The following is a 21,822-nucleotide window of genomic DNA, read 5'->3' on the forward strand; positions in this document are numbered from 1 at the left end:
GCTTGCCGGAGCAAGCCTTCTGGAAGGTGGGGATCAGGCTTGCTGGCGGTGCTGCTTTTCCAGCTTCTTCTTGATCCGGTCGCGTTTGAGCTGAGACAGGTAGTCGACGAACAGCTTGCCGTTGAGGTGATCGAACTCGTGCTGCACGCACACCGCCAGCAGGCCTTCGGCCTCGAGCTCGAAGGGCTTGCCGTCGCGATCCTGGGCCTTGACCCGTACGCGCAGCGGGCGGTCGACGTTCTCGTAGAAGCCTGGCACCGACAGGCAGCCTTCCTGGTACTGGCCCATGTCGTGGGTCAGCTCTTCGACGCTGGGGTTGATGAACACCCGCGGCTCGCTGCGATCTTCGGAAAGATCCATCACCACGACCTGCTTGTGCACGTTGACCTGGGTCGCGGCCAGGCCGATGCCGGGCGCTTCGTACATGGTTTCAAACATGTCGTCGATCAGCTGGTGCAGGGCGTCGTCGAACTCCGTTACCGGTTTGGCGAGGGTGCGCAGGCGCGGGTCGGGGAATTCGAGGATGTTCAAGATGGCCATAGGGTCAGGCAGTCACTGTGCGTTTGGTTGAAAACTGAGCACACATAATAAAGGGAAATGGAGCGTTCGGCACCTGGGAAGCTTGGCTAGGGTCTCTATGAGCTTGATAGCTGGCGTTTCAGTCGACAGCTTTTCAAAGTGTTACCCACAAAGTTATCCACAGGATGTGCCTGCTTATTGGCCTCCTGCCGATCAAGGATGATCCACCATGAACCCATCCCGTTCGTCGCCTTGCACTCCAGCGGAACTGGAGGCGCGGCTGCGTCTGCATCGCCTTCCCGATATTGGCTTGCGTCGTTTCCATACCCTCATCGAAGCATTCGGCAGTGCCTCTTCGGCACTCAGTGCGCCGGCCAGCGCCTGGCGTGCTCTGGGCCTGAAGGCTTCCAGTATAGACGCCCGGCGCAGTGCGCAAGTACGCGATGGCGCATTGGCTGCAATGGCCTGGCTAGAGCGTCCGGGCCAGTGTTTACTGATGTGGGACGGCCCTGGATACCCGGCATTGCTGGCCGAGATAGATGATCCGCCGCCTTTGCTTTTCGTGGCCGGCGACCCTGCCTTGCTCGAACGGCCGCAGTTGGCGATCGTCGGCAGCAGGCGCGCTTCACCCCCGGCGCTGGATACGGCCGGTGCGTTTTCCTGTTGCCTGGCTCAGGCCGGGTTCACCATCACCAGCGGCTTGGCACTGGGTGTCGACGGCGCCGCTCATCGGGCTGCGTTGAACGCCGGCGGCCACACGATCGGGGTGCTCGGCACGGGGTTGCAAAAACTTTATCCACAGCGCCATCGCGACTTGGCACGGGCCATGATCGACAACGGCAGCGCGCTGGTTTCGGAGTACCCGCTGGACGCCGGGCCACTGGCCGGCAACTTCCCCCGCCGCAACCGCATCATCAGCGGCCTGTCGCTCGGCGTGCTGGTCGTGGAGGCCAGCCTGGCCAGCGGCTCGTTGATCACCGCCCGGCTGGCAGCCGAACAGGGTCGGGAGGTGTACGCGATTCCCGGCTCCATTCACCACCCTGGCGCCAAGGGCTGCCATCAACTGATTCGCGATGGTGCGCTGCTGGTGGAGAGCGTCGGGCAGATCCTCGACAGCCTGCGCGGTTGGCAGAACCTGCCTCCTGCGTCTGTGGAGAAACCGGGTCATCCACTGCTGGCGTTGCTGCATGCCGCTCCACAGACCAGCGAGGGCCTGGCCCACAGCAGCGGGCTGCCACTGGCCCAGGTACTGGCCAGTCTGACCGAGCTCGAACTCGAAGGGCGGGTCAGCAGCGAAGCCGGACGTTGGTTTGCCCGTTCCGCCTAAGTACACTGCGCATCAGGCTTAAAGCGGAGAGACAGCAATGGTGAGCAGTTGGCGTGTGCAACAAGCCGCGCGTGAGGTGAAGGCGGGTGCGGTGATCGCCTATCCGACGGAAGCGGTCTGGGGCCTGGGCTGCGACCCGTGGAACGAAGACGCGGTGTACCGCCTGTTGGCGCTCAAGTCGCGCCCTGTGGATAAAGGCCTGATCCTGGTCGCCGACAACATCCGTCAGTTCGACTTCCTGTTCGAGGAATTCCCCCAGGACTGGATCGATCGCATGGGCAGCACCTGGCCGGGCCCGAACACCTGGCTGGTGCCGCACCAGGACCTGTTGCCCGAGTGGGTGACTGGCCAGCACGATACGGTGGCGCTGCGGGTCAGCGATCATCCCCAGGTGCGCGAGCTGTGCGCGCTGGTGGGGCCACTGATCTCCACCTCCGCCAATCCTGCCGGGCGGCCGGCGGCCAAGAGCCGGTTGCGGGTGGAGCAGTATTTCCACAACCAGCTGGACCTGGTGCTCGGCGGCGCGCTGGGCGGACGCAGGAATCCGAGTGTGATTCGCGATCTGGTCACGGGCGAAGTAGTGCGGCCGGGCTGATTGTTCACACCTTGTAGGAGCGGGCTTGCCCGCGAAAGTAACACCGCGATGCATGGCACCGGCTACGCCGGTGATCGCGGGACAAGCCCGCTCCTACAGGGATGGACTGCCCCCAAGAAGTTGGACACAAATCCAACCCTTGAGGGGCAGTCCAGGGATTGGGCTGGCCTTTAGATTTTGAACAAGACAGTTGCTCCTACAACGTGCGGAGCAGCGGTGTGATCTTTCTGATTCTGATCCTTGAGGCTGCACATTTCTGATTTAGGGAAATATCCTACGCGGCCTGTCGACCGCCATTACCTTCTCAGTGGGAACGTCTACCTCTAGGCTCCAGACCGTCGCCGAACAACTTGGCGATCGGGTGTGGTAACCCGGTGTTTCTGGGGCAATGCCGCTTATGGCGGCTGTGCGCGGGAGGCTTTTGCCTGCCGGAAATGCCTCCAGTCCGGTTTACCACTCCGCGTACAGCTGCCACCCAACCGTGTGGTAACGAAAGGGTGTCAGCTCCATCACTGGAGCAATTATGAAAAAAATAGTCCCCGACCCACCCCTCCCAAAAACCACCGCCCACCCCTTCGGCCGCTGCGACGCCGGCCATCCCCCGCTCTTCACCGTCAACCCCGACATCGAACCCCACGACGCCTTGGTCCACGTCGCGCTCTACCTGCGCTGCGCCTACGATACAGGCATCAAAGCCATGGACCACTTGAGTGATGGAGGTCGGGGCATGTTCTGGTCGAACCTGCATGCCATCGAGCTGGCAGAGGGCCTGGTTGAAGCGATGCTGGATGGGATCGAGTCTAAGCCAACTCCTTGGAAAGTGCCCTGAGATTATGACCTTGAGAAATCCAGCTACCGTCGCTTTGGATGAGACTGAATATTTGCTTGCGAGTGAACGTAATACGAGTCGCCTGAATGCCTCTATCAAGCAATTCCAGAAAGGCGAATGCCTTATAGTTTGGAAGCCATCGCAGACAGTGCTAACAGGCGAGAAGTCGAGTGCGAATCACCATCGATAGCTCACTTGGAAGCATTTGTTCGTTAGCTATTCTTGAGAGCGGTGCTGGTTTCAGCGGACCCTAGGGGCACATTTCTTATTTAGGGAAATTTCCTACGCAGGCTTATGACCTGAGCAGACCCCTCCGTGGGAGCGGGTTCGGTACACCGAACCACAGCTCCCGCAAGAGTCAGGGCAACAGCACCGTCGACCCCACCGTCTGGCGCGCCGACAACGCTTCCTGCGCCTTCGCAGCCTCCGCCAGCGGATACCGCTGCTGGATATCCACCACCAACTTGCCGCTGGCAATCATCGCGAACAGGTCATCGGCCATGGCCTGGGTGTTCTCGGCGTTGTTGGCGTAGCTGGCCAGGGTCGGCCGGGTCACGTACAGCGAGCCCTTCTGCGACAGAATTCCCAGATTCACGCCACTCACCGCGCCGGAGGCATTGCCGAAGCTCACCATCAAGCCACGCGGGCGCAGGCAGTCGAGGGAGGTCAGCCAGGTGTCGGCACCGACGCCGTCGTACACCACCGCGCACTTCTGGCCTTCGGTCAGCTCCAGCACACGCTTGGCCACGTCTTCATGGCTGTAATCGATGGTCGCCCAGGCCCCCAGCGCCTTGGCGCGCTCGGCTTTTTCTGCGGAACTGACAGTGCCGATCAGCTTGGCACCCAAGGCCTTGGCCCATTGGCAGGCCAGCGAGCCGACGCCACCTGCGGCGGCGTGGAACAGAATGAAGTCGCCGGGCTGCACCGCGTAGGTCTGCTTGAGCAGGTACTGGGTGGTCAGGCCCTTGAGCATCACGGCCGCAGCCTGCTCGAAGCTGATGCTGTCGGGCAGCTTCACCAGGTTCGCTTCCGGCAGGGTGTGGTATTCGCCATAGGCGCCCAGCGGCCCGCCGCCGTAGCCTACGCGGTCGCCGACCTTCAAGCGGGTGACGCCCTCGCCCACCGCATCGACCACACCCGCACCTTCGGTGCCCAGGCCAGAAGGCAGTGATGGCGGCGCGTAGAGCCCGCCACGGAAATAGGTATCGATGAAGTTCAGACCGATCGCATGGTTGCGCACGCGCACCTGCTGCGGGCCGGGCGGTGTCGGTTCGAATTCCACGAGCTGCAGGACTTCCGGGCCGCCATGCTGGCTGAACTGAATACGCTTGGCCATCACACACTCCTGTTGTCGTCATCGCAAAGGCCCTCTATCGGACGCCTTTGCTTGACTGCCGTCAACTGCGGCGCGGCGCTGGCCGGTGGTATGCTACGCGGCGAATTCCTCCCTGCCCCTCCCAGGTGACCCGATGACCAGCCGCACCGAGGCCGTGAAGGCCTATCTGCTCGACCTGCAAGACCGCATCTGCGCCGCCCTCGAAACCGAGGACGGCGGCGCCCGCTTCGTCGAGGACGCTTGGGTTCGCGATGCTGGCGGCGGCGGTCGTACCCGGGTGATCGGCGAGGGCAAGCTGATCGAGAAAGGCGGGGTCAACTTCTCCCATGTGTTCGGCGCCGGCCTGCCACCGTCGGCCAGTGCGCACCGCCCGGAGCTGGCCGGCCGTGGCTTCGAGGCGCTGGGCGTGTCGCTGGTGATCCACCCGCACAACCCGCATGTGCCAACGTCCCACGCCAATGTGCGGTTCTTCATCGCCGAGAAAGAGGGCGAAGAAGCGGTGTGGTGGTTCGGCGGCGGCTTCGACCTGACCCCGTACTACGGCAACGAGGAAGACTGCATCCACTGGCACCGCGTCGCCGAACAGGCCTGTGCCCCCTTCGGTGCCGACGTGTACCCGCGCTACAAGGCCTGGTGCGACCGCTACTTCCACCTCAAGCACCGCGGCGAACCCCGTGGCATTGGCGGGCTGTTCTTCGATGACCTGAACGAGTGGGATTTCGACACCTGCTTCGCCTTCATCCGTGCCATCGGCGATGCCTACATCGACGCCTACCTGCCGATCGTGCAGCGGCGCAAGAACACCCCCTACACCGCGCAGCAGCGCGAATTCCAGGAATATCGCCGCGGGCGCTATGTCGAATTCAACCTGGTCTACGACCGCGGCACGCTGTTCGGCCTGCAATCCGGCGGGCGTACCGAGTCGATCCTCATGTCGTTGCCGCCGCAGGTTCGTTGGGGCTACGACTGGAAGGCCACCCCTGGCAGCGAGGAGGCGCGTCTGACCGATTACTTCCTGCAGGACCGCGACTGGCTCGGCCAGTAAATCTGTGGATAACCGAGGATTTCTCATGGACCAGTACGTCGTTTTCGGTAACCCCATCGGCCACAGCAAGTCGCCGCTGATCCACCGCCTGTTCGCCGAGCAGACCGGCCAGGATCTGGAATACAACACCCTGCTGGCGCCGCTGGACGAGTTCAGCGACTGCGCCCGCGGCTTCTTCAAGCAGGGCAGCGGCGCCAACGTGACCGTGCCATTCAAGGAAGAAGCCTACCGCCTGTGCGACAGCCTCACGCCACGGGCGCAACGCGCGGGCGCGGTCAACACCCTGACCCTGTTGGCCGATGGCACGTTGCAGGGCGACAACACCGATGGCGCAGGCCTGGTGCGCGACCTGACGGTGAATGCCGGGGTCACGCTGGCGGGCAAGCGCATCCTGATTCTCGGCGCCGGTGGTGCGGTGCGTGGCGTGCTGGAGCCGATCCTGGCGCATGAGCCGCAATCGCTGGTGATCGCCAATCGCACAGTGGAAAAGGCCGAGCAGCTGGCGCGCGAGTTCGATGAACTCGGGCCGGTGGTCGCCAGCGGCTTTGCCTGGTTGCGGGAGCCGGTGGACGTGATCATCAACGCCACCTCGGCAAGCCTTTCGGGGGAGTTGCCGCCGATCGCCGAGAGCCTGGTCGAGGCCGGGCGCACGGTGTGCTACGACATGATGTATGGCAAGGAGCCGACGCCGTTCTGCCAGTGGGCGACGAAGCTTGGGGCGGCGAAAGTGCTGGATGGGCTGGGAATGCTCGCCGAGCAGGCGGCCGAGGCGTTTTATGTCTGGCGTGGGGTTCGGCCTGAGACCGGGCCAGTGCTGGATGAATTGCGGCGGCAGTTGGCGCGGGGGTAGGGCTTACTCCTCGAACCTGATCGGACACCCGTCGATCCCCTCCAGCTTCTGCAATTCCTCCACCACCTGGGGCCTGGCCCGATGCAGGGTCAGGCTGCCGCCATTGCGTACCAGCCGCCGCGCCTCGCGGTGCAACATATCCACACCCGAATAGTCGATGAAGTTGATCTGTCGCGCGTCGATCACCACATGCGGCCCTTGGCAGCGCTGCAGGCGTACCTGCAGATAATGCGCTGCACCGAAGAAGATCGAGCCACCGACCCGCAGCACGTCCGCCTCCCCTTCACGGCTCTGCTGCACCCGCGGCCGCGAGGTGCGCTTGAGGTAGAAGAACAGCGACGCCAGTACTCCCGCGTAGATCGCCGTCTGTAGCTCCAGCAACAGGGTGGCCGCCGCAGTCAGCGCCATCACCAGGAACTCCGAACGACTGACCCGGAACAACGCGCGAATCGCCCGGTGATCCACCAGCCCCCAACAAATCAGCAGGATGCTGCCGGCCATCGCCGGGATCGGCAGGTGAGCGATGAGCCCGGCGCCGGCCACGGCGAACAGCGCCACCCACAGCGCCGAGAACACCCCGGCCATGGGGGAACGGGCGCCCGCCTCGAAGCTCAGCCCGGAGCGGGTGAACGAACCTGACGACAGGTAACCCGAGAAAAACGCGCCGACCATGTTGGAAAAGCCCTGGGCGCGGATCTCCTGGTCGGCGTCGATCAGTTGTTCCGAACGTGCTGACAACGAGCGGGCGATCGACAGGCTGGTGACCAGCCCGAGCATGCCCACCGCCACGGCGCTGGGCAGCAGGCGCAGGATCAGGTCCAGGTCGAGCAACGGCAGCGGGCTCAGGGGCGGCAGATGGCCGCTGAACGCAGGAACGCGGGGCACGTGGGCGAAGTAACCGGGCAGCAGCCACGCCACCAGGCTCACCAGCACCAGGCTGATCAACAGCGCCGGCCAGCGCGGGCGCACGAGCTTGATGGCGATGCCAATCAGCAAGGTGGCCAGGCCCAGCCCCAGCGAGGGCAGGTCCACTTCGCGGGCATGGGCGAACAGGTCCTGGGCGGTCTTGAGTGCCGTGGCCTGGCTGGGCAAGTCCATGCCCATCAGATTCGGCAACTGGCCAAGGGCAATGACGATGGCGGCACCCAGGGTGAAACCGAGCACCACGGAATGGGAGACGAAGTTGACCAGTGCGCCGAAGCGCAGCAGCCCGAGCAGCAGTTGGAACACCCCGCCAAGAAAGGTCAGCAGCAGGACGAGGGTCACGTAGTCGCTGCTGCCGGCCACGGCCAGCGGGCTGACGCTGGCGTATAGGACGATGGAGATGGCGGCGGTGGGGCCGCAGATCAGGTGCCAGGACGACCCCCACAGGCAGGCGATCAGTACCGGCACGATGGCCGCATACAGGCCGTATTCGGCGGGCAGGCCGGCAATCAGCGCATAGGCGATGGATTGCGGCAGGGCGAGGATCGCGCCGCTCAGACCCACCAGCAGGTCCTGGCGCAGGCTGCGGCCGGATTGCCGGGGAAGCCAGGTCAGGAAGGGCAGCAGATGGGTCAGGCGAGGCATGGGTTATTCACAGTCCTGAGTTTTGCCCCTGTCTGGAGCGGATTCATATCAACTGTAGGAGCGGGCTTGCCCGCGAATGCGTCAGTGAATGCACCACAGCATTCGCGGGCGAGTCAGAAATCAGAGTTTGCCCTTGACGGCCTCCAGTCCATCACCGCCAGCCTTGCTGCTCACGCCAGCGAGCCACGCTTGCAGCACTTGTGGATGAGCCTTCACCCACGCCTTGGCCGCCTGGTCGAAACTGACCTTCTTGTCCACAACCTCGGCCATGATGGCGTTCTCCATATCCAGGGTAAATACCAGATTGCCCAGCAGCTTTGCGGCATTCGGGCACGCCTGTGGATAACCGTTGCGCACCAGGGTGAACACCTCGCCCCTGCTGCCGAACCATTTTTCGCCACCGGTGAGATAGTGCATCTTCAGCTTCACGTTCATCGGGTGCGGTGTCCAGCCGAGGAAGGTGATGAACTGGTTCTTCTTCACGGCGCGGTCGACCTGCGCCAGCATTGCCTGCTCGCTGGACTCGATCAGCTTCCACTGCCCGAGGTCGAACGCGTTCGTGTCGATGATCTCTTTGAGCGACAGGTTGGCCGGCGCGCCGGAGCCGATGCCGTAGAGTTTCTTGTCGAACTGCTCGGCGTGTTTCTGCAGGTCGGCGAAGTCCTTGATACCGGCATTCCACACGTAGTCGGGCACTGCCAGGGTGAACTCGGTGCCTTCGAGGTTGCGCGACAATTGTTTCACGTCGCCGGTGGCGATGAATTTGTCATGAAAGCCCTGCTGCGCTGGCATCCAGTTGCCGAGGAAGGCGTCCACGCGGCCATCTTTCAGGCCGCCGTAGATGATCGGCACGGCCAGGCTGTCGATCTTCACCTGGTAGCCCAGGCTTTCGAACAGCAAGCGGGCGATGGCGTTGGTGGAGGCGATATCGCTCCAGCCGGGGTCAGCCAGTTTGACGGTGCTGCATTGCGTGTCGCTGTCGGCCGCCTGGGCGGTCAGGGCGCCAAGGCCCAGGGCCAGGGCGATCACGGCGGTGGAGAACTTCTGCATGGCGGCCTCTCTTCTCAATCCATGGGTGCGGGCTGTGGATAACGTGCCTTGCGCTCGAGGTCATCGAGATCGATATGGTTGCGCATGTACTGTTGGCTGGCGTCGACCAGGGGTTGGTGGTCCCAGCTTTTCAGCTTGCCGATGGCCAGGGCCTCGGCCACCAGACGGCGGCGGCGCTGGCTGGCCAGCACCTGCTGGCGCAGGCTGGAAACGTCCCAGCGCTGCCTGGCTTCATCGACAAATGCCTGCAGCAAGCCCTGGTGATCCGGGCTGCCGGTGAGGTTCTCCCGCTCGTGCGGGTCGTGGCTCAGGTCGTAGAGTAGGCACGGGTCGTCTTCGCTGTACACGAACTTGTACGCGCCACGCCGAATCATCATCAGCGGCCCGACCGTACCCTCGGCCATGTATTCGCCGATCACCTCGTCGTGTCCGCCCTGCCCTTGCAGGTGGCCGAGCAGCGAGCGGCCGTCCAGGTGCAGGCTGTTATCCACAGCCCCGCCTGCCAGCTCGACCAGGGTCGGCAGCAGGTCACAGGTGGACACGCTGGCGCTGACCCGCGCCGCGGCGAAACGCTTGGGCGCGTGGACCAGAAGCGGCACCCGCGCCGACATCTCGAACCAGTGCATCTTGTACCAGAGCCCGCGCTCGCCAAGCATGTCGCCATGATCGCCGGAGAACACGATCAGCGTGTCGTCGGCCAGGCCGCAATCCTCGAGGGTCTGCAGCAGCTTGCCGATGTTGTCGTCGATGTAGCTGCAGGCGCCGAAGTAGGCGCGGCGGGCGTCGCGGATCTTGTCCACAGGCAGCGGCTTGTCCCACAGGTCGTAGACCTTGAGCAGGCGCTGCGAGTGGGGGTCTTGCTGGTCCTGGGCGATTTCGTCGCGCGGCAGCGGGATATCCACAGACTCGTAGAGATCCCAGTAGCGCCGCGGGATAGTGTAGGGGTCGTGGGGATGGGTCATCGATACCGTCAGGCAGAACGGCCGACCGTCATCCTCGCGGACGTGGTCGTACAGGTACTGCTGCGCCTTGAACACCACTTCCTCGTCGAAATCCAGCTGGTTGGTGCGTACGCACGGCCCGGCCTGTAGCACCGAGGACATGTTGTGGTACCAGCTCGGGCGAACGTCGGGGGCGTCCCAGTTCACCGCCCAGCCGTAATCGGCGGGGTAGATGTCGCTGGTCAGACGCTCTTCATAGCCGTGCAACTGGTCGGGGCCGCAGAAATGCATCTTGCCCGACAGCGCGGTGCGGTAGCCGAGGCGGCGCAGGTAGTGGGCGTAGGTGGGGATGTCGGCGGGAAAGTCGGCGGCGTTGTCGTAGGCGCCGATGCGGCTGGGCAACTGGCCGCTGACCAGGGTGAAGCGCGACGGCGCGCACAGCGGGCTGTTGCAGTAGGCCGAATCGAAGACCACAGCCTGTTCGGCGAGGCGGGCGAGGTTCGGCATCCTGATCGGCGAGGGGTTGTAGATTGGCAGCATAGGCGCGGCCATCTGGTCGGCCATGATGAACAGGATGTTGGGTTGCTTCATGGGGTGCCCTTCCATCGTCGAACGTTATGTGAATTGCTTGCGATCGAGGATGCGGCTGTGGATAACATGGGTAAAGCCCATGGCGGGCAATGACTGGGATTAGCTGAGCTTATGTTTGAGCACCTTGCGGGCATGTCACTGGAAAGCTTGCGCGTGTTCGAGGCGGCGGCGCGCCTGCGCGGTTTCACGGCGGCGGCACTGGAACTGGGCACCACGCAGCCGGCGGTGAGCCAGCAGGTCAAGCGGCTCGAGGCGCAGTTGGGCACGCGCCTGTTCGACCGGATCTACCGGGGGATCGAGCTGACGGATGCGGGCCAGTCGCTGTTCGAACAGGTCCACCAGGGCTTGCAGGCGATGGACGAAGGCATCGCCGAGGCGAGCGGCCGCGGCCAGCACGAGGTGCTGCAGGTGGCCACAGATTTCGCCTTTGCGGCCTTCTGGCTGATGCCCCGGCTGCAGCGCTTCCACGAGGCTTATCCACAGGTGGACGTGAGCCTGGTGACCGGTGAGCGCAGTCAGGGGATGCTGCGCCCCGATATTGATGTGGCCGTGCTGTTTGGCGACGGGCGCTTTCATCAGGGCGAAAGCCGCTGGTTGTTCGATGAAGAGGTCTTTCCGGTTTGCAGCCCTCGGCTGACTGATGGCAAACCCTTGTCAGCAGTGGCTTTGGAACGATTGCCCTTGTTGCATCTACGCGGTGAACAGGCCAGTGGCTGGTTCGACTGGGCGGGGGTGTTTCGCGGTTTCGGCGTGGTCAGCCCGCCACCACCAGGGCAGTTGCGCTTCGATAATTACACCTTGTTGATCCAGGCCGCGATCGCCGGGCAAGGGGTCGGGATTGGCTGGGGGCATCTGGTCGACGGGCTGGTCGAGCAGGGGTTGCTGTGCCGGCCGGTGGAAGGGAGTTTGCGCTCGTCGCGTGGTTATTACGTGGTGTTGCCGCCACGCAAGCGGCGTGGGGCGTTGATCGAGCGGTTTGTGGAGTGGCTGGAGCGTGAGCTCAGCCTATCGAACCCATCTGTTGCTACGGATTGAGCCAAGAAATGCGCAAAAGAAGGGCGCGCTAGGCGCCCCCCTCTTATTATTTCTTGCTTGAAAGACTCAGGCCTCCGCCTTTGGCGTCCGTGTAGCGACAAATAGTGGAGGTCGAACCTTCCTGCGAGTTGACGAATTTCAACGAGGCCAGCTGAACTTCCTTGGTGCCCTTGTCATCGGCATTCGGCGCAAAGCCTTTCCATTTGCCATCTGCAGAAGTGTAGTGATAGCCACTGAAGCCATCCTCGGTGGATTGTGTCGATGCTTCCTTGATGTCCTTGGGCTCGGGGCAAGTTGCAGCAAGTGCAGTGCCTGACATGAACAGAGCAAGAAGTGCGGTTGAGAGTACACGCATATCGGCTATTCCTTCAGCAAGTTAGTGAGCTTTCAGCTTGCGATCTCTGAAGGCCTGACACAACTAGCAAAATTATCAGGTAGCCGAATGCATGTGCATGGAACTGTCGTACGCCAGTTCCCCCTCAGCCCCGGGCGCCGCGCACCCCTTCAGCCAGCGCCGAGCACAGGCTCAGCACATCGCTCACAGCCTGTTCGGGTGACTTGGCCTGGGCGATCTTGTCGACCAGTGCCGAGCCCACCACCACGCCGTCGGACAGCTTGGCGATCGCTGCGGCCTGCTCTGGCGTACGGATGCCGAAACCGACGCTGATCGGCAGGTCGGTATGGCGACGCAGGCGGGCGATGGCCTCCTTGACGTGCTCGGTGGTCGCCGAGCCTGCACCGGTCACGCCGGCCACCGACACGTAGTAGACGAAGCCCGAGCTGCGCTCGAGCACACGCGGCAGACGCACGTCGTCGGTGGTCGGGGTGGTCAGGCGGATGAAGTCGATACCCGCGGCCTGGGCCGGGGTGGCCAGCTCGGCGTCGTGCTCTGGCGGCAGGTCGACGATGATCAGGCCATCGACGCCAACGGCCTTCGCCTCGGCGACGAACTGTTCCACGCCAAAGCGGTGGATCGGGTTGTAGTAGCCCATCAGCACGATCGGCGTGGTCTGGTTGCCGACGCGGAATTCGCGGACCATCTGCAGGGTTTTCGCCAGGGTCTGGCCAGCCTCCAGGGCGCGCAGGGTGGCGAGCTGGATCGCCACGCCGTCGGCCATCGGGTCGGTGAAGGGCATGCCCAGCTCGATCACGTCGGCGCCGGCTTCAGGCAGACCCTTGAGGATTTCCAGCGAGGCATCGTAGCCAGGGTCGCCTGCGGTGATGAAGGTGACCAGTGCCGAGCGGCCTTCGGCCTTCAGGTCGGCGAAACGTTGTTCAAGACGGCTCATGCCTGTTTCTCCTGGGCAGCCATGTGGTTCATCACGGTTTGCATGTCTTTGTCGCCGCGGCCGGAAAGGCACACGACCATCAGGTGATCCTTGGGCAGGTTCGGGGCGCGCTTGATCGCCTCGGCCAGGGCGTGTGAGCTCTCCAGCGCCGGGATGATGCCTTCGAGGCGGCAGGTGGCGTGGAAGGCGTCCAGGGCTTCGTCGTCGGTGATGCTGACGTATTCGACCCGCTTCACTTCGTGCAGATAGGCGTGCTCGGGGCCGATGCCGGGGTAGTCCAGGCCGGCGGAGATCGAGTGGGCATCGGTGATCTGGCCATCGTCGTCCTGCAGCAGGTAGGTGCGGTTGCCGTGCAGTACGCCAGGGACGCCGCCGTTGAGGCTGGCGGCATGCTTGTCGGTGTGCACGCCATGGCCACCGGCTTCGACGCCGATGATCTGCACGCTTTCGTCTTCGAGGAAGTTGTGGAACAGGCCCATGGCGTTGGAGCCGCCGCCGACGCAGGCGACCAGGCTGTCTGGCAGGCGGCCTTCCTTCTCGTGCAACTGGGCGCGGGTTTCCTTGCCGATGATCGACTGGAAATCGCGGACCATCGCCGGATACGGGTGCGGGCCGGCCACGGTGCCGATCAGGTAGAAGGTGTCTTCGACGTTGGTGACCCAGTCGCGCAGGGCCTCGTTCATGGCGTCCTTCAGGGTGCCGGTGCCGGCGGTGACCGGAACGATCTCGGCGCCCAGCAGCTTCATGCGGAACACGTTGGCTTGCTGGCGCTCGATGTCGGTGGCGCCCATGTAGATCACGCAGGGCAGGCCGAAGCGCGCAGCGACGGTGGCGGTGGCCACGCCGTGCATGCCGGCGCCGGTCTCGGCGATCAGGCGCTTCTTGCCCATGCGCTTGGCCAGCAGCACCTGACCGATGCAGTTGTTCACCTTGTGCGCGCCGGTGTGGTTGAGCTCTTCACGCTTGAAGAAGATCTTCGCGCCGCCGCAGTGCTCGGTCAGGCGCTCGGCGAAGTACAGCGGGTTGGGGCGACCGATGTAGTCGCGCTGGAAGTAGGCGAGCTGCTCAAGGAATTCGGGGTCTGCCTTGGCCGCTTCGTACTCGCGGGCCAGGTCCAGGACCAGGGGCATCAGGGTTTCGGCTACGTAGCGGCCGCCGAATGCGCCGAACAGGCCATTGGCGTCGGGGCCGGGGCGGTATTGGGACTGGGACATGGGGCGCTCCATAGGGGTCTGGATTGGAAGATCGTGTCGCCTTCTTCGCGGGCAACCCCGCTCCCGCAGGCTGAATACAGCACTGCACTGGTGGGAGCAGGCTTGCCCGCGAAGAGGCCACCACTGATCGATGGGCCTACTCTACCCAGCGCAACGTCCCCTGAAAACCGATAAGATTGCGACAACTCGTCAGGAAAACTCACAAATCAAATGCCCCAGGACCTCCCTCCCCTCAATGCCCTGCGCGCTTTCGAGGCCACTGCCCGGCTGAATAGCGTCAGCCAGGCCGCCGAACAGCTGCACGTGACCCACGGCGCGGTGAGCCGGCAGATCAAGGTGCTCGAGGAGCATCTCGGCGTGGCGCTGTTCATCAAGGATGGGCGTGGCATCAAACTCACAGATGCCGGGGTTCGCCTGCGCGATGCCAGCTTCGATGCCTTCGACCGCCTGCGCAGCGTATGCGCCGAGCTCAGCCGTGATGTCAGCGATGCACCCTTCGTCCTGGGATGCTCCGGCAGCCTGCTGGCGCGGTGGTTCATTCCCCGGCTCGGGCGTTTGAAGGCCGATCTGCCTGAGCTGCGTCTGCACCTGTCGGCCGGAGAGGGCGATCTGGATCCGCGCCGCCCGGGGTTGGATGCGTTGCTGGTGTATGCCGAGCCGCCGTGGCCCGCCGACATGCAGGTGCATGTACTGGCCGAGGAACGTATCGGGCCGGTGCTCAGCCCGCACTTTCCCGGCTTCGAGCGCCTGTGCCAGGCCCCTGCAAGTGCGCTGCTGGGTGAAGCCTTGCTGCATACCACCTCGCGTCCACAGGCGTGGCCGACCTGGGCCGCGCAGCAAGGGCTGGACGCCAGTGCGCTGACCTTCGGCCAGGCATTCGAGCACCTGTATTACCTGCTGGAGGCTGCGGTGGCGGGTTTGGGGGTGGCGATCGCGCCGCAACCGCTGGTGGCGGACGATCTGCGTGGCGGACGCCTGGCGGCGCCGTGGGGTTTTTCGCCGACGCCAGCGGCGTTGGCGCTATGGGTGCCGCGGCGCGCCGCCGATGGGCGCGCCGAGCAGTTGGCGCAGTGGTTGCGCCGGGAGTTGCAGGCGCAGGCTTAGTTGCGGCGGCACAGCAAGTAGGCCGCAAGCAGGCCCAATGCGCCAACAGCCACGCCCGCGGTGGTCCAGGGGTGTTCCTGGGCGTAGTCACGGGTGGCGATGCCGGTTTCCCGGGTGCGGGTCTTCACTTCTTCGTAGGCGTCGGTCAGCAGGCTGCGCGAATGCTTGAGGGCGTTCTGGGCGTTGCCGCGCAGGGCCTTCATGGTTTTCTGCGTTTCCTCCGAGGCATCGCCTTTGAGGTCTTCCAGCGTCTTGAGCAGGCTTTCGATCTCCGCTTCCATGCTTTCCAGTGAGGTCTTGCGCAGTGCGTTACGGGCCATGTGGACTCTCCTTCGCTGAGTAGGGTGTAAAGAGTGCGACTGCGCCCTGTGCCGAAAGTGCGATCGAACTTTCGCCCGAGGCGATGGCTCGCAGGTAAACCGGGCCTGCGCTGCTAGGCTCAATCCAGCACATCATCCAAGGAGAGTGTTCATGTCCGATCATCACACCTACAAGAAGATCGAGCTCGTCGGTTCCTCGCCCACGAGTATCGAAGATGCGATCAACAATGCCCTGGCCGAAGCTGGCAAGAGCATCAAGCACCTGGAGTGGTTCGAGGTGGTCGATACGCGTGGCCATATCCGCGACAACAAGGCTGCGCATTTCCAGGTCACGCTCAAGGTCGGGTTCCGCATCGCCAACAGTTGAAACAGTAAGGGGATAGCCTGTTCCTGCGTTATGGCGTATGACTTCCAGGGGCACTTGCCTACGCAGGTGCCCTATGCTGCTTTCTTTGATTCGCACAAGGAACGATGACGATGAAGAACGTGTTTTTCGCGGTAGGCCTGATGGTGTTGGCTGGCAGTGCGATGGCGGCAGGCAAGCCCTGTGAGGAGCTCAAGGGCGAGATTGCCGCCAAGCTCGATGCCAAGGGGGTTAAGGGGTATACGCTGGAGATCGTCGACAAGGGCACCCCTGCCGGCAAGGTGATCGGCAGCTGCGAGGCCGGGACCAAGGAAATCGTCTATCGCCGGGGTTGAGGCGTAAATTCGAACACAGCACCTGTAGGAGCAACTGTCTTGCTCAAAATCTAAAGACCAGCCCAATCCCTGTGGGAGCGGGCTTGTCCCGCGAACACGGGCGTAGCCCGTGCCAGGCAGCGCGGTGTCTTTTTCTCGGGCAAGTCGGTGCGCCGAACCGCCGCTCCCACAGGGATTGGGCTGGCCTTTAGATTTCGATTAAGACAGTTGCTGCCACATATGGCATTTACTCGCCCTTCAACGCCTGCGCCAGCAGCTCGTACGAGCGCACCCGATCGGCATGCTCGTACAGGTCGCAGGTGAAGATCAGCTCATCCGCGCCGGTTTGCTCCAGCAGCACCTCCACCTTTGCCCGCACCTTCTGCGGGCTGCCAATCATCGCCAGGCCGAGGAAACTCCCCACCGCATCACGCTCATGGGGCAGCCACAGGCCATCCATGCTCTGCACGGGCGGGCGCTGCATCAGGCTCTGGCCGCGGATCAGCGCGAGGATGCGCTGGTAGACCGAGGTCGCCAGGTATTCGGCCTTCTCGTCGCTGTCCGCCACCACCATCGGGATGCCCAGCATCACGTAGGGCTTGTCCAGCGTTGTCGACGGCTTGAAATGGTCGCGGTAGATGCGGATCGCCTCGTGCATGTAGCGCGGGGCGAAGTGCGAGGCGAAGGCGTATGGCATGCCGCGCATGCCGGCCAGTTGCGCGCTGAACAGGCTTGAACCCAGCAGCCACATCGGCACTTCGGTGTCGTGGCCGGGCACGGCGATCACTTTCTGATCGTCGGTACGAGGGCCGAGGTAGCGCGACAACTCCTCGACATCGTCGGGGAAGTCGTCGGCGCTGCCAGAGCGCTCGCGGCGCAGGGCGCGTGCGGTCATCTGGTCGGAACCGGGCGCACGGCCCAGGCCCAGGTCGATGCGGCCGGGGTAGAGGCTGGCCAGGGTGCCGAACTGTTCGGCGATCACCAGCGGCGCATGGTTGGGCAGCATCACCCCGCCCGAGCCGATGCGGATGCGCGAGGTGCCGCCAGCGAGATAGCCCATCAGCACCGAGGTCGCCGAGCTGGCGATGCCGTCCATGTTGTGGTGTTCGGCCACCCAGAACCGGTTGTAGCCGAAACGCTCGACGTGCTGCGCCAGGTCCAGTGAGTTGCGTAGCGACTGGGCCGGGCCGGCATCGGCGCGCACCGGCACCAGGTCGAGGGTGGAAATCTTCAGGTCACGCAGATGCGTCATCGGAGCCTCCGCAGGAAATTGGTTGGCCAAGGGCCTTTGTGACTCTGTATGGGCACCCTGCGATGGATTCAATGGTTGACCATGGATTGATCTGAACTTGCTGTAGGCAGTGTCCTCAGAATCCGTAGTGACACCCACTGAATATCCAGGAGGCATCATGAAAAAGACAGCATCGGCGATCTGGCAGGGAGGGCTCAAGGATGGCAAGGGCCTGCTGTCCACCGAGAGTGGCGCCCTCAAGCAGAACCCCTATGGCTTCAACACCCGCTTCGAAGGATCGCCTGGGACCAACCCCGAGGAGCTGATCGGTGCGGCCCATGCGGGCTGTTTCTCGATGGCGCTATCGATGATGCTGGGTGAGGCCGGGCTGACGCCCGAACGCATCGACACCGTCGCCGAAGTCAGCCTCGACAAGCAGCCCGATGGCTTTGCCATTACCGCCGTGCATCTCACCCTCAAGGCCAAGGTCCCCGGTGCCAGTGAGGCGCAGTTCCAGGAGATCGCCAACAAGGCCAAGGCGGGCTGCCCTGTGTCCAAGGTGCTCAACGCGACGATCAGCCTGGATGCGACGCTGCTCTCGTAGGTGAGGCTTTGCTTGCTGTAGTCTGGAAGGGTCGGCAGCTTGCCTGCCCTTTGAGGAGCCGTTCCATGATCCGCGTAGCATTCGCCGTTCTGGCCTCGTTGCTGGCCACCTCCGCGCTGGCGGCAGTCAAGCCGTGCGAGGAGCTCAAGGCCGAGATCGAGGCGAAGATCCAGGCGGCCGGGGTGCCTTCCTACACCCTGGAAATCGTGCCGAACAGCGAGGTCAGTGATCCGAACATGGTCGTTGGCAGCTGCGATGGCGGGACCAAAAAGATCATCTACCAGAAGAACGACCAATAGCGGTCGTTGCAGCGGGGTCGCAGCGCGACCCCGTTGTTCATGGGATGCAGAAGATGTTGCTCGGCTCGTCCACCAGCACCTGGCGGTTGGCGTCGTACAGGTATACCTGCGGCTGCATCGCCGGGGCCCGGGCTTCGAGGCGATAGCGCTCACCGGCCTTGAAGTTGTCGAAGCGCACGGTCAGGTAGCAGGTGCGCTCGGTCGGGCTTGTGGTGAAGAGCCCGGCAGTCAGCTCGTAGTCGAAGCGCACCACCAGTTCATGGCGGCCCGGCGTGAGCTGGAAGTACCGGCCGTCGTCGAGGCGCTTGCCATCGAGCTTGTCGGCCATGATGGTACGACCGGGGGTGACGGTATAGAGGTCGACCCAGGCCTGGGCCGGGTCTTTGGGTGGCAAGGGGCTGGCGCAAGCCCCCAGTGCACTGAGGGCGATCAGCATCATGGGCTGGCGCATGACGAAACTCCGCTTGCGGGTCACAGATTACAAGCATAGCGCTGATCAGGTGCGCTGACAGCCCGCTGGCAGGCCTCGGCCTATCAGTTTCTGCTGTTCGTCATAGAGTTTCACCCAAGGCCGGAAGCCAATGCTGCCGGCTTGCAGGCTGTAGCGCTGGCCGGCGCTGAAGTCCTTGAAGGTGAGGTTCAGTTGGCAGTCGCGCCACAGTGGTTCGTCGACTGGGCCGATATTGCTCGGGGTGACCGGAAACTGGTAACGCACCGTCAGTTCGTGGCTACCCGGCGGCACTTCGAAATAGCGGTTGTCGGCCCAGTCGCGCTCGTCCACCTGCACGGCGTGCAGCGAGGTGTCGTCGTCGCGGGCGAGGTCGATCCAGGCCTGGTTGGGGTCGGGCAAGGTGGAGCAGGCGCTCAGCAGCCCGAAGGTGCCGACGGCAAACAGTGTACGCATGGCGAAAAGGCCCTCTGGCGAGATAGTCTTGGAACGCACAGGCCTTGAGCGGGATGAACAGCCCTGATGTTTCGACTTTTTCTGCTACAGCGCTCAGGCCACCGGGCTCTCGACCGCGTTTTCAGCCCTTTTGTTCCGCTGCTGGCCGCGCTCCTGCTGAGCGGTTGCGGCAGCCTCGGCTACTACGGCCAGCTGGCCGAAGGGCAATGGCAACTGCTGCGTGCACGCCAGCCAGTGGAGCGGGTGCTGGCCGACCCCACGACGGACGAACGGCTGCGTCAGCGTCTGCTGCATGCCGAACAGGCCCGCACTTTCGCCAGCGAGCACCTGAAGCTGCCAGACAATCGCAGCTACCGGGTGTACGCCGATCTCGGGCGGCCCTATGTGGTGTGGAATGTGTTCGCCACGCCGGAGCTTTCGCTGCAACCGGTCACCCACTGTTTCCCCATCGCCGGTTGCGTCGCCTACCGCGGCTACTACCGCCAGGGCGCTGCGCGCGGTGCAGCGGCGCTGATGCGCGAGCAAGGGCTGGATGTGTACGTCGGGGGTGTCGAGGCTTACTCGACCCTGGGCTGGTTCGACGATCCGATTCTCTCGTCTATGGTGGGCTGGGGCGAGGAGCGCCTGGCCACGCTGATCTTTCACGAACTGGCGCACCAGCGCTTCTACGTGAAGGACGACACCGAATTCAACGAGTCCTTCGCCACCTTCGTCGAACAGGAGGGCACGCGGCAATGGCGCATGGCGCGTGGGCTTGCGGCGGCTCACGAGGATGGGGCGCGGCAGCGTGAACAGTTCATCCGCCTGGTGCTGGCGAGTCGCGAGCGCCTGCAGGCGATCTACGCTGGGCCGCTTGCTGATGCCGACAAGCGGGTGGCCAAGCAAGCCGAGTTCGCGCGATTGCGACGTGAATACCGCGAGCTGCGCGATCGGGACTGGGCCGGTGACCGCCGCTATGACGCCTGGGTGTATGGGCCGATGAGCAATGCCAAGCTGCTGCCGTTCGGCCTGTATGACCAGTGGGTGCCGGCGTTTGCGGCGTTGTTTCGTCAGGCTGGTGGGGACTGGACGACGTTCTATCAGCGGGTCGAGCACTTGGGGCAGCAGCCGATCGATCAGCGAAAAGCGGCGTTGCAGCGGTTGATGGTCCAGCCGTGAGATGCCGGGGCCGCGCGCGGCCCCGTGGCCATCAAGCCTTGATGAACGCGTGGTGCAAATCCGCCACCGTGTCGAAATGAAACGCCGGCGCCTCGGCCACCAGCTCTTCGCGGCTGCCGAAACCGTATCCCACCGCCACGGCCTGCAACCCGTTGCTGCGGGCGCCGATCAGGTCGTGCTTGCGGTCACCGATCATCAGGGTCTGCGCCGGGTCCAGCCCTTCTTCGTCCAACAGATGGCTGATCAGCTCGACTTTGTTGGTGCGGGTGCCGTCCAGCTCACTGCCGTAGATCACCTTGAAATGCCGGTCGAAAGCAAAGTGCCGGGCGATCTCGCGGGCGAACTCCCAAGGCTTGGAGGTGGCAACGTACAAGGTGCGGCCCTGGTCGTTCAGGGCTTGCAGCAGCTCTGGCACGCCGTCGAATACCAGGTTCTCGTACAGGCCGGTGACGCGGAAGCGTTCGCGGTAGAAGTTGACCGCCTCCCAGGCCTTGGCCTCGTCGAAGCCGTAGAACTGCATGAAGGCCTGCAGCAAGGGCGGGCCGATGAAATGCTCGAGGCGGGTCAGGTCGGGCTCGTCGATACCTAGTTTGGCCAAGGCGTACTGGATCGAGCGGGTGATGCCCTGGCGTGGGTCGGTCAGGGTGCCGTCGAGGTCGAAGAGGATGTTTTGCTGGTGCATGTATGCGGGTCCACTCAAGTCTTGCGTCGACTGCTTCGCGGGCAAGCCCGCTCATACAGGATAATCACAGAGCCTGTAGGAGCGGGCTTGCCCGCGAATGGGTCATTCCGGTTGATCGTAGCCTTCGGCCAGGTGCTGGTCCTTGAGCTTCACGTAGTTGCTGGCGCTGTAGGGGAAGAACGCGCGTTCCTTTTCGTTCAGCGGCCGGGCCTGCTTTACCGGGCTGCCGACATACAGGTAGCCGCTCTCCAGGCGCTTGCCGGGCGGCACCAGGCTGCCGGCGCCGATGATCACCTCGTCCTCGACGATGGCGCCATCCATGATGGTGCTGCCCATGCCGACCAGGATCCGGTTGCCCAGTGTGCAGCCGTGCAGCATCACCTTGTGACCGATGGTCACTTCGTCGCCGATGATCAGCGGGAAGCCGTCCGGGTTGAAGGGGCCGGCGTGGGTGATGTGCAGCACGCTGCCATCCTGCACGCTGGTGCGCGCGCCGATGCGGATGCGGTGCATGTCGCCGCGCACTACGGTCAGCGGCCAGACCGAGCTGTCTTCACCGATCTGCACGTCGCCGATCACCACCGCCGAACGGTCGACGAAGGCGCGTGGGCCGACTTTCGGCGTGTGTTCCCGGAAGGTCCGGATGGCCATG

The 21,822-nt window shown here is 63.8% G+C and carries 26 protein-coding genes; 12 read left to right on the forward strand and 14 right to left on the reverse strand.

Annotated elements, in window-relative coordinates; all coding sequences use genetic code 11:
* Window positions 1-33: 33 nt before the first annotated feature.
* Complete coding sequence (gene def / locus ACK3BK_RS00110; protein WP_186721119.1) at window positions 34-540, reverse strand: peptide deformylase; 507 nt, start codon at window positions 538-540, stop codon at window positions 34-36.
* A 208-nt stretch (window positions 541-748) separates the two neighbouring features.
* On the opposite strand from def, the gene dprA reads away from it, so the two are divergent.
* The 3 genes from dprA (at window position 749) to ACK3BK_RS00125 (ending at window position 3,270) form a co-directional block, all read left to right on the forward strand.
* Complete coding sequence (gene dprA / locus ACK3BK_RS00115) at window positions 749-1,846, forward strand: DNA-processing protein DprA (RefSeq protein ID WP_411383526.1); 1,098 nt, start codon at window positions 749-751, stop codon at window positions 1,844-1,846.
* 37 nt (window positions 1,847-1,883) lie between these two features.
* The gene (locus tag ACK3BK_RS00120) at window positions 1,884-2,441 is read left to right on the forward strand and encodes an L-threonylcarbamoyladenylate synthase (RefSeq protein WP_411383527.1); all 558 of its coding nucleotides are present in this window, start codon (window positions 1,884-1,886) and stop codon (window positions 2,439-2,441) included.
* 523 nt (window positions 2,442-2,964) lie between these two features.
* Window positions 2,965-3,270: a hypothetical protein gene (locus ACK3BK_RS00125; RefSeq protein WP_411383528.1), complete on the forward strand. Its 306-nt coding sequence runs from the start codon at window positions 2,965-2,967 to the stop codon at window positions 3,268-3,270.
* 358 nt (window positions 3,271-3,628) lie between these two features.
* Here ACK3BK_RS00125 and ACK3BK_RS00130 read toward each other — a convergent pair whose 3' ends face one another.
* Window positions 3,629-4,606 carry an NADPH:quinone reductase gene (locus ACK3BK_RS00130; RefSeq protein ID WP_411383529.1) on the reverse strand — a complete coding sequence of 326 codons (978 nt, stop codon included), beginning with the start codon at window positions 4,604-4,606 and terminating at the stop codon, window positions 3,629-3,631.
* Window positions 4,607-4,739: 133 nt separating this feature from the next.
* On the opposite strand from ACK3BK_RS00130, the gene hemF reads away from it, so the two are divergent.
* Complete coding sequence (gene hemF / locus ACK3BK_RS00135; RefSeq protein WP_411383530.1) at window positions 4,740-5,651, forward strand: oxygen-dependent coproporphyrinogen oxidase; 912 nt, start codon at window positions 4,740-4,742, stop codon at window positions 5,649-5,651.
* Between the two features lie 25 nt (window positions 5,652-5,676).
* Entirely contained in the window at window positions 5,677-6,501 is an 825-nt protein-coding gene (gene aroE / locus ACK3BK_RS00140; protein WP_411383531.1) for a shikimate dehydrogenase, read from the forward strand.
* 3 nt (window positions 6,502-6,504) lie between these two features.
* Here aroE and ACK3BK_RS00145 read toward each other — a convergent pair whose 3' ends face one another.
* The 3 genes from ACK3BK_RS00145 to betC form a co-directional block, all read right to left on the reverse strand.
* Window positions 6,505-8,070 carry a SulP family inorganic anion transporter gene (locus tag ACK3BK_RS00145; RefSeq protein WP_411383532.1) on the reverse strand — a complete coding sequence of 522 codons (1,566 nt, stop codon included), beginning with the start codon at window positions 8,068-8,070 and terminating at the stop codon, window positions 6,505-6,507.
* Between the two features lie 120 nt (window positions 8,071-8,190).
* Window positions 8,191-9,120 (reverse strand): choline ABC transporter substrate-binding protein, encoded by a 930-nt coding sequence (choX, locus tag ACK3BK_RS00150; RefSeq protein WP_186670013.1) that lies wholly within the window; start codon window positions 9,118-9,120, stop codon window positions 8,191-8,193.
* Between the two features lie 14 nt (window positions 9,121-9,134).
* The gene (gene betC / locus ACK3BK_RS00155) at window positions 9,135-10,652 is read right to left on the reverse strand and encodes a choline-sulfatase (RefSeq protein WP_411383533.1); all 1,518 of its coding nucleotides are present in this window, start codon (window positions 10,650-10,652) and stop codon (window positions 9,135-9,137) included.
* Between the two features lie 111 nt (window positions 10,653-10,763).
* Here betC and ACK3BK_RS00160 point away from each other — a divergent pair, with 111 nt between their 5' ends.
* Entirely contained in the window at window positions 10,764-11,687 is a 924-nt protein-coding gene (locus ACK3BK_RS00160) for a choline sulfate utilization transcriptional regulator (RefSeq protein ID WP_186721104.1), read from the forward strand.
* A 46-nt stretch (window positions 11,688-11,733) separates the two neighbouring features.
* Here the strand turns inward: ACK3BK_RS00160 and ACK3BK_RS00165 are convergent, their stop codons facing one another.
* From ACK3BK_RS00165 to trpB, 3 genes are all read right to left on the reverse strand, one after another.
* Complete coding sequence (locus ACK3BK_RS00165; protein WP_186670010.1) at window positions 11,734-12,042, reverse strand: DUF3757 domain-containing protein; 309 nt, start codon at window positions 12,040-12,042, stop codon at window positions 11,734-11,736.
* Between the two features lie 124 nt (window positions 12,043-12,166).
* Window positions 12,167-12,976, reverse strand: coding sequence for a tryptophan synthase subunit alpha (gene trpA, locus ACK3BK_RS00170; protein WP_411383534.1), 810 nt, complete (start codon window positions 12,974-12,976; stop codon window positions 12,167-12,169).
* Window positions 12,973-14,190 (reverse strand): tryptophan synthase subunit beta, encoded by a 1,218-nt coding sequence (gene trpB / locus ACK3BK_RS00175; RefSeq protein ID WP_186670007.1) that lies wholly within the window; start codon window positions 14,188-14,190, stop codon window positions 12,973-12,975. The genes trpA and trpB overlap by 4 nt, the downstream gene beginning before the upstream one ends.
* Before the next feature lie 210 nt (window positions 14,191-14,400).
* Between trpB and ACK3BK_RS00180 the strand changes: the two genes are divergently transcribed.
* Entirely contained in the window at window positions 14,401-15,294 is an 894-nt protein-coding gene (locus ACK3BK_RS00180) for a LysR family transcriptional regulator (RefSeq protein WP_411383535.1), read from the forward strand.
* On the opposite strand, the gene ACK3BK_RS00185 is transcribed toward ACK3BK_RS00180, so the two are convergent.
* Complete coding sequence (locus ACK3BK_RS00185) at window positions 15,291-15,614, reverse strand: YqjD family protein (RefSeq protein ID WP_054893393.1); 324 nt, start codon at window positions 15,612-15,614, stop codon at window positions 15,291-15,293. The two genes, ACK3BK_RS00180 and ACK3BK_RS00185, sit on opposite strands and share 4 nt — an antisense overlap.
* 151 nt (window positions 15,615-15,765) lie before the next feature.
* Here ACK3BK_RS00185 and ACK3BK_RS00190 point away from each other — a divergent pair, with 151 nt between their 5' ends.
* Both ACK3BK_RS00190 and ACK3BK_RS00195 read left to right on the forward strand, forming a co-directional pair.
* Window positions 15,766-15,981, forward strand: coding sequence for a dodecin (locus ACK3BK_RS00190; RefSeq protein WP_042121737.1), 216 nt, complete (start codon window positions 15,766-15,768; stop codon window positions 15,979-15,981).
* Between the two features lie 110 nt (window positions 15,982-16,091).
* A complete protein-coding gene (locus tag ACK3BK_RS00195; RefSeq protein WP_411383536.1) occupies window positions 16,092-16,313 on the forward strand; it encodes a DUF1161 domain-containing protein in 222 nt (73 codons plus the stop codon).
* A gap of 226 nt (window positions 16,314-16,539) precedes the next feature.
* Here ACK3BK_RS00195 and ACK3BK_RS00200 read toward each other — a convergent pair whose 3' ends face one another.
* Entirely contained in the window at window positions 16,540-17,544 is a 1,005-nt protein-coding gene (locus tag ACK3BK_RS00200; protein WP_411383537.1) for an LLM class flavin-dependent oxidoreductase, read from the reverse strand.
* 157 nt (window positions 17,545-17,701) lie between these two features.
* On the opposite strand from ACK3BK_RS00200, the gene ACK3BK_RS00205 reads away from it, so the two are divergent.
* Complete coding sequence (locus ACK3BK_RS00205; RefSeq protein ID WP_186669999.1) at window positions 17,702-18,127, forward strand: OsmC family protein; 426 nt, start codon at window positions 17,702-17,704, stop codon at window positions 18,125-18,127.
* 65 nt (window positions 18,128-18,192) lie between these two features.
* A complete protein-coding gene (locus ACK3BK_RS00210) occupies window positions 18,193-18,426 on the forward strand; it encodes a DUF1161 domain-containing protein (RefSeq protein WP_186669998.1) in 234 nt (77 codons plus the stop codon).
* Window positions 18,427-18,463: 37 nt separating this feature from the next.
* Here the strand turns inward: ACK3BK_RS00210 and ACK3BK_RS00215 are convergent, their stop codons facing one another.
* Window positions 18,464-18,877, reverse strand: coding sequence for a hypothetical protein (locus tag ACK3BK_RS00215; protein ID WP_186669997.1), 414 nt, complete (start codon window positions 18,875-18,877; stop codon window positions 18,464-18,466).
* Window positions 18,878-18,922: 45 nt separating this feature from the next.
* Complete coding sequence (locus ACK3BK_RS00220) at window positions 18,923-19,330, reverse strand: hypothetical protein (RefSeq protein WP_411383538.1); 408 nt, start codon at window positions 19,328-19,330, stop codon at window positions 18,923-18,925.
* Window positions 19,331-19,396: 66 nt separating this feature from the next.
* Here ACK3BK_RS00220 and ACK3BK_RS00225 point away from each other — a divergent pair, with 66 nt between their 5' ends.
* The gene (locus ACK3BK_RS00225; protein ID WP_411383539.1) at window positions 19,397-20,488 is read left to right on the forward strand and encodes an aminopeptidase; all 1,092 of its coding nucleotides are present in this window, start codon (window positions 19,397-19,399) and stop codon (window positions 20,486-20,488) included.
* Between the two features lie 31 nt (window positions 20,489-20,519).
* Here the strand turns inward: ACK3BK_RS00225 and ACK3BK_RS00230 are convergent, their stop codons facing one another.
* Window positions 20,520-21,170: an HAD family hydrolase gene (locus ACK3BK_RS00230; protein ID WP_411383540.1), complete on the reverse strand. Its 651-nt coding sequence runs from the start codon at window positions 21,168-21,170 to the stop codon at window positions 20,520-20,522.
* A 102-nt stretch (window positions 21,171-21,272) separates the two neighbouring features.
* Window positions 21,273-21,821, reverse strand: a complete 549-nt coding sequence (locus ACK3BK_RS00235) for a gamma carbonic anhydrase family protein (protein ID WP_186669991.1) — start codon at window positions 21,819-21,821, stop codon at window positions 21,273-21,275.
* Window position 21,822: the final 1 nt, after the last annotated feature.

It is taken from the genome of Pseudomonas sp. L7, assembly GCF_046605565.1.
Lineage (GTDB): Bacteria > Pseudomonadota > Gammaproteobacteria > Pseudomonadales > Pseudomonadaceae > Aquipseudomonas > Aquipseudomonas wayambapalatensis.

Bases quoted from the DNA above. Each gene is read 5' to 3' on its own strand.
- def (WP_186721119.1), bottom strand. From the start codon at position 540: ATGGCCATCTTGAACATCCTCGAATTCCCCGACCCGCGCCTGCGCACC.
- dprA (WP_411383526.1), top strand. From the start codon at position 749: ATGAACCCATCCCGTTCGTCGCCTTGCACTCCAGCGGAACTGGAGGCG.
- ACK3BK_RS00120 (WP_411383527.1), top strand. From the start codon at position 1,884: ATGGTGAGCAGTTGGCGTGTGCAACAAGCCGCGCGTGAGGTGAAGGCG.
- ACK3BK_RS00125 (WP_411383528.1), top strand. From the start codon at position 2,965: ATGAAAAAAATAGTCCCCGACCCACCCCTCCCAAAAACCACCGCCCAC.
- ACK3BK_RS00130 (WP_411383529.1), bottom strand. From the start codon at position 4,606: ATGGCCAAGCGTATTCAGTTCAGCCAGCATGGCGGCCCGGAAGTCCTG.
- hemF (WP_411383530.1), top strand. From the start codon at position 4,740: ATGACCAGCCGCACCGAGGCCGTGAAGGCCTATCTGCTCGACCTGCAA.
- aroE (WP_411383531.1), top strand. From the start codon at position 5,677: ATGGACCAGTACGTCGTTTTCGGTAACCCCATCGGCCACAGCAAGTCG.
- ACK3BK_RS00145 (WP_411383532.1), bottom strand. From the start codon at position 8,070: ATGCCTCGCCTGACCCATCTGCTGCCCTTCCTGACCTGGCTTCCCCGG.
- choX (WP_186670013.1), bottom strand. From the start codon at position 9,120: ATGCAGAAGTTCTCCACCGCCGTGATCGCCCTGGCCCTGGGCCTTGGC.
- betC (WP_411383533.1), bottom strand. From the start codon at position 10,652: ATGAAGCAACCCAACATCCTGTTCATCATGGCCGACCAGATGGCCGCG.
- ACK3BK_RS00160 (WP_186721104.1), top strand. From the start codon at position 10,764: ATGTTTGAGCACCTTGCGGGCATGTCACTGGAAAGCTTGCGCGTGTTC.
- ACK3BK_RS00165 (WP_186670010.1), bottom strand. From the start codon at position 12,042: ATGCGTGTACTCTCAACCGCACTTCTTGCTCTGTTCATGTCAGGCACT.
- trpA (WP_411383534.1), bottom strand. From the start codon at position 12,976: ATGAGCCGTCTTGAACAACGTTTCGCCGACCTGAAGGCCGAAGGCCGC.
- trpB (WP_186670007.1), bottom strand. From the start codon at position 14,190: ATGTCCCAGTCCCAATACCGCCCCGGCCCCGACGCCAATGGCCTGTTC.
- ACK3BK_RS00180 (WP_411383535.1), top strand. From the start codon at position 14,401: ATGCCCCAGGACCTCCCTCCCCTCAATGCCCTGCGCGCTTTCGAGGCC.
- ACK3BK_RS00185 (WP_054893393.1), bottom strand. From the start codon at position 15,614: ATGGCCCGTAACGCACTGCGCAAGACCTCACTGGAAAGCATGGAAGCG.
- ACK3BK_RS00190 (WP_042121737.1), top strand. From the start codon at position 15,766: ATGTCCGATCATCACACCTACAAGAAGATCGAGCTCGTCGGTTCCTCG.
- ACK3BK_RS00195 (WP_411383536.1), top strand. From the start codon at position 16,092: ATGAAGAACGTGTTTTTCGCGGTAGGCCTGATGGTGTTGGCTGGCAGT.
- ACK3BK_RS00200 (WP_411383537.1), bottom strand. From the start codon at position 17,544: ATGACGCATCTGCGTGACCTGAAGATTTCCACCCTCGACCTGGTGCCG.
- ACK3BK_RS00205 (WP_186669999.1), top strand. From the start codon at position 17,702: ATGAAAAAGACAGCATCGGCGATCTGGCAGGGAGGGCTCAAGGATGGC.
- ACK3BK_RS00210 (WP_186669998.1), top strand. From the start codon at position 18,193: ATGATCCGCGTAGCATTCGCCGTTCTGGCCTCGTTGCTGGCCACCTCC.
- ACK3BK_RS00215 (WP_186669997.1), bottom strand. From the start codon at position 18,877: ATGCGCCAGCCCATGATGCTGATCGCCCTCAGTGCACTGGGGGCTTGC.
- ACK3BK_RS00220 (WP_411383538.1), bottom strand. From the start codon at position 19,330: ATGCGTACACTGTTTGCCGTCGGCACCTTCGGGCTGCTGAGCGCCTGC.
- ACK3BK_RS00225 (WP_411383539.1), top strand. From the start codon at position 19,397: ATGTTTCGACTTTTTCTGCTACAGCGCTCAGGCCACCGGGCTCTCGAC.
- ACK3BK_RS00230 (WP_411383540.1), bottom strand. From the start codon at position 21,170: ATGCACCAGCAAAACATCCTCTTCGACCTCGACGGCACCCTGACCGAC.
- ACK3BK_RS00235 (WP_186669991.1), bottom strand. From the start codon at position 21,821: ATGGCCATCCGGACCTTCCGGGAACACACGCCGAAAGTCGGCCCACGC.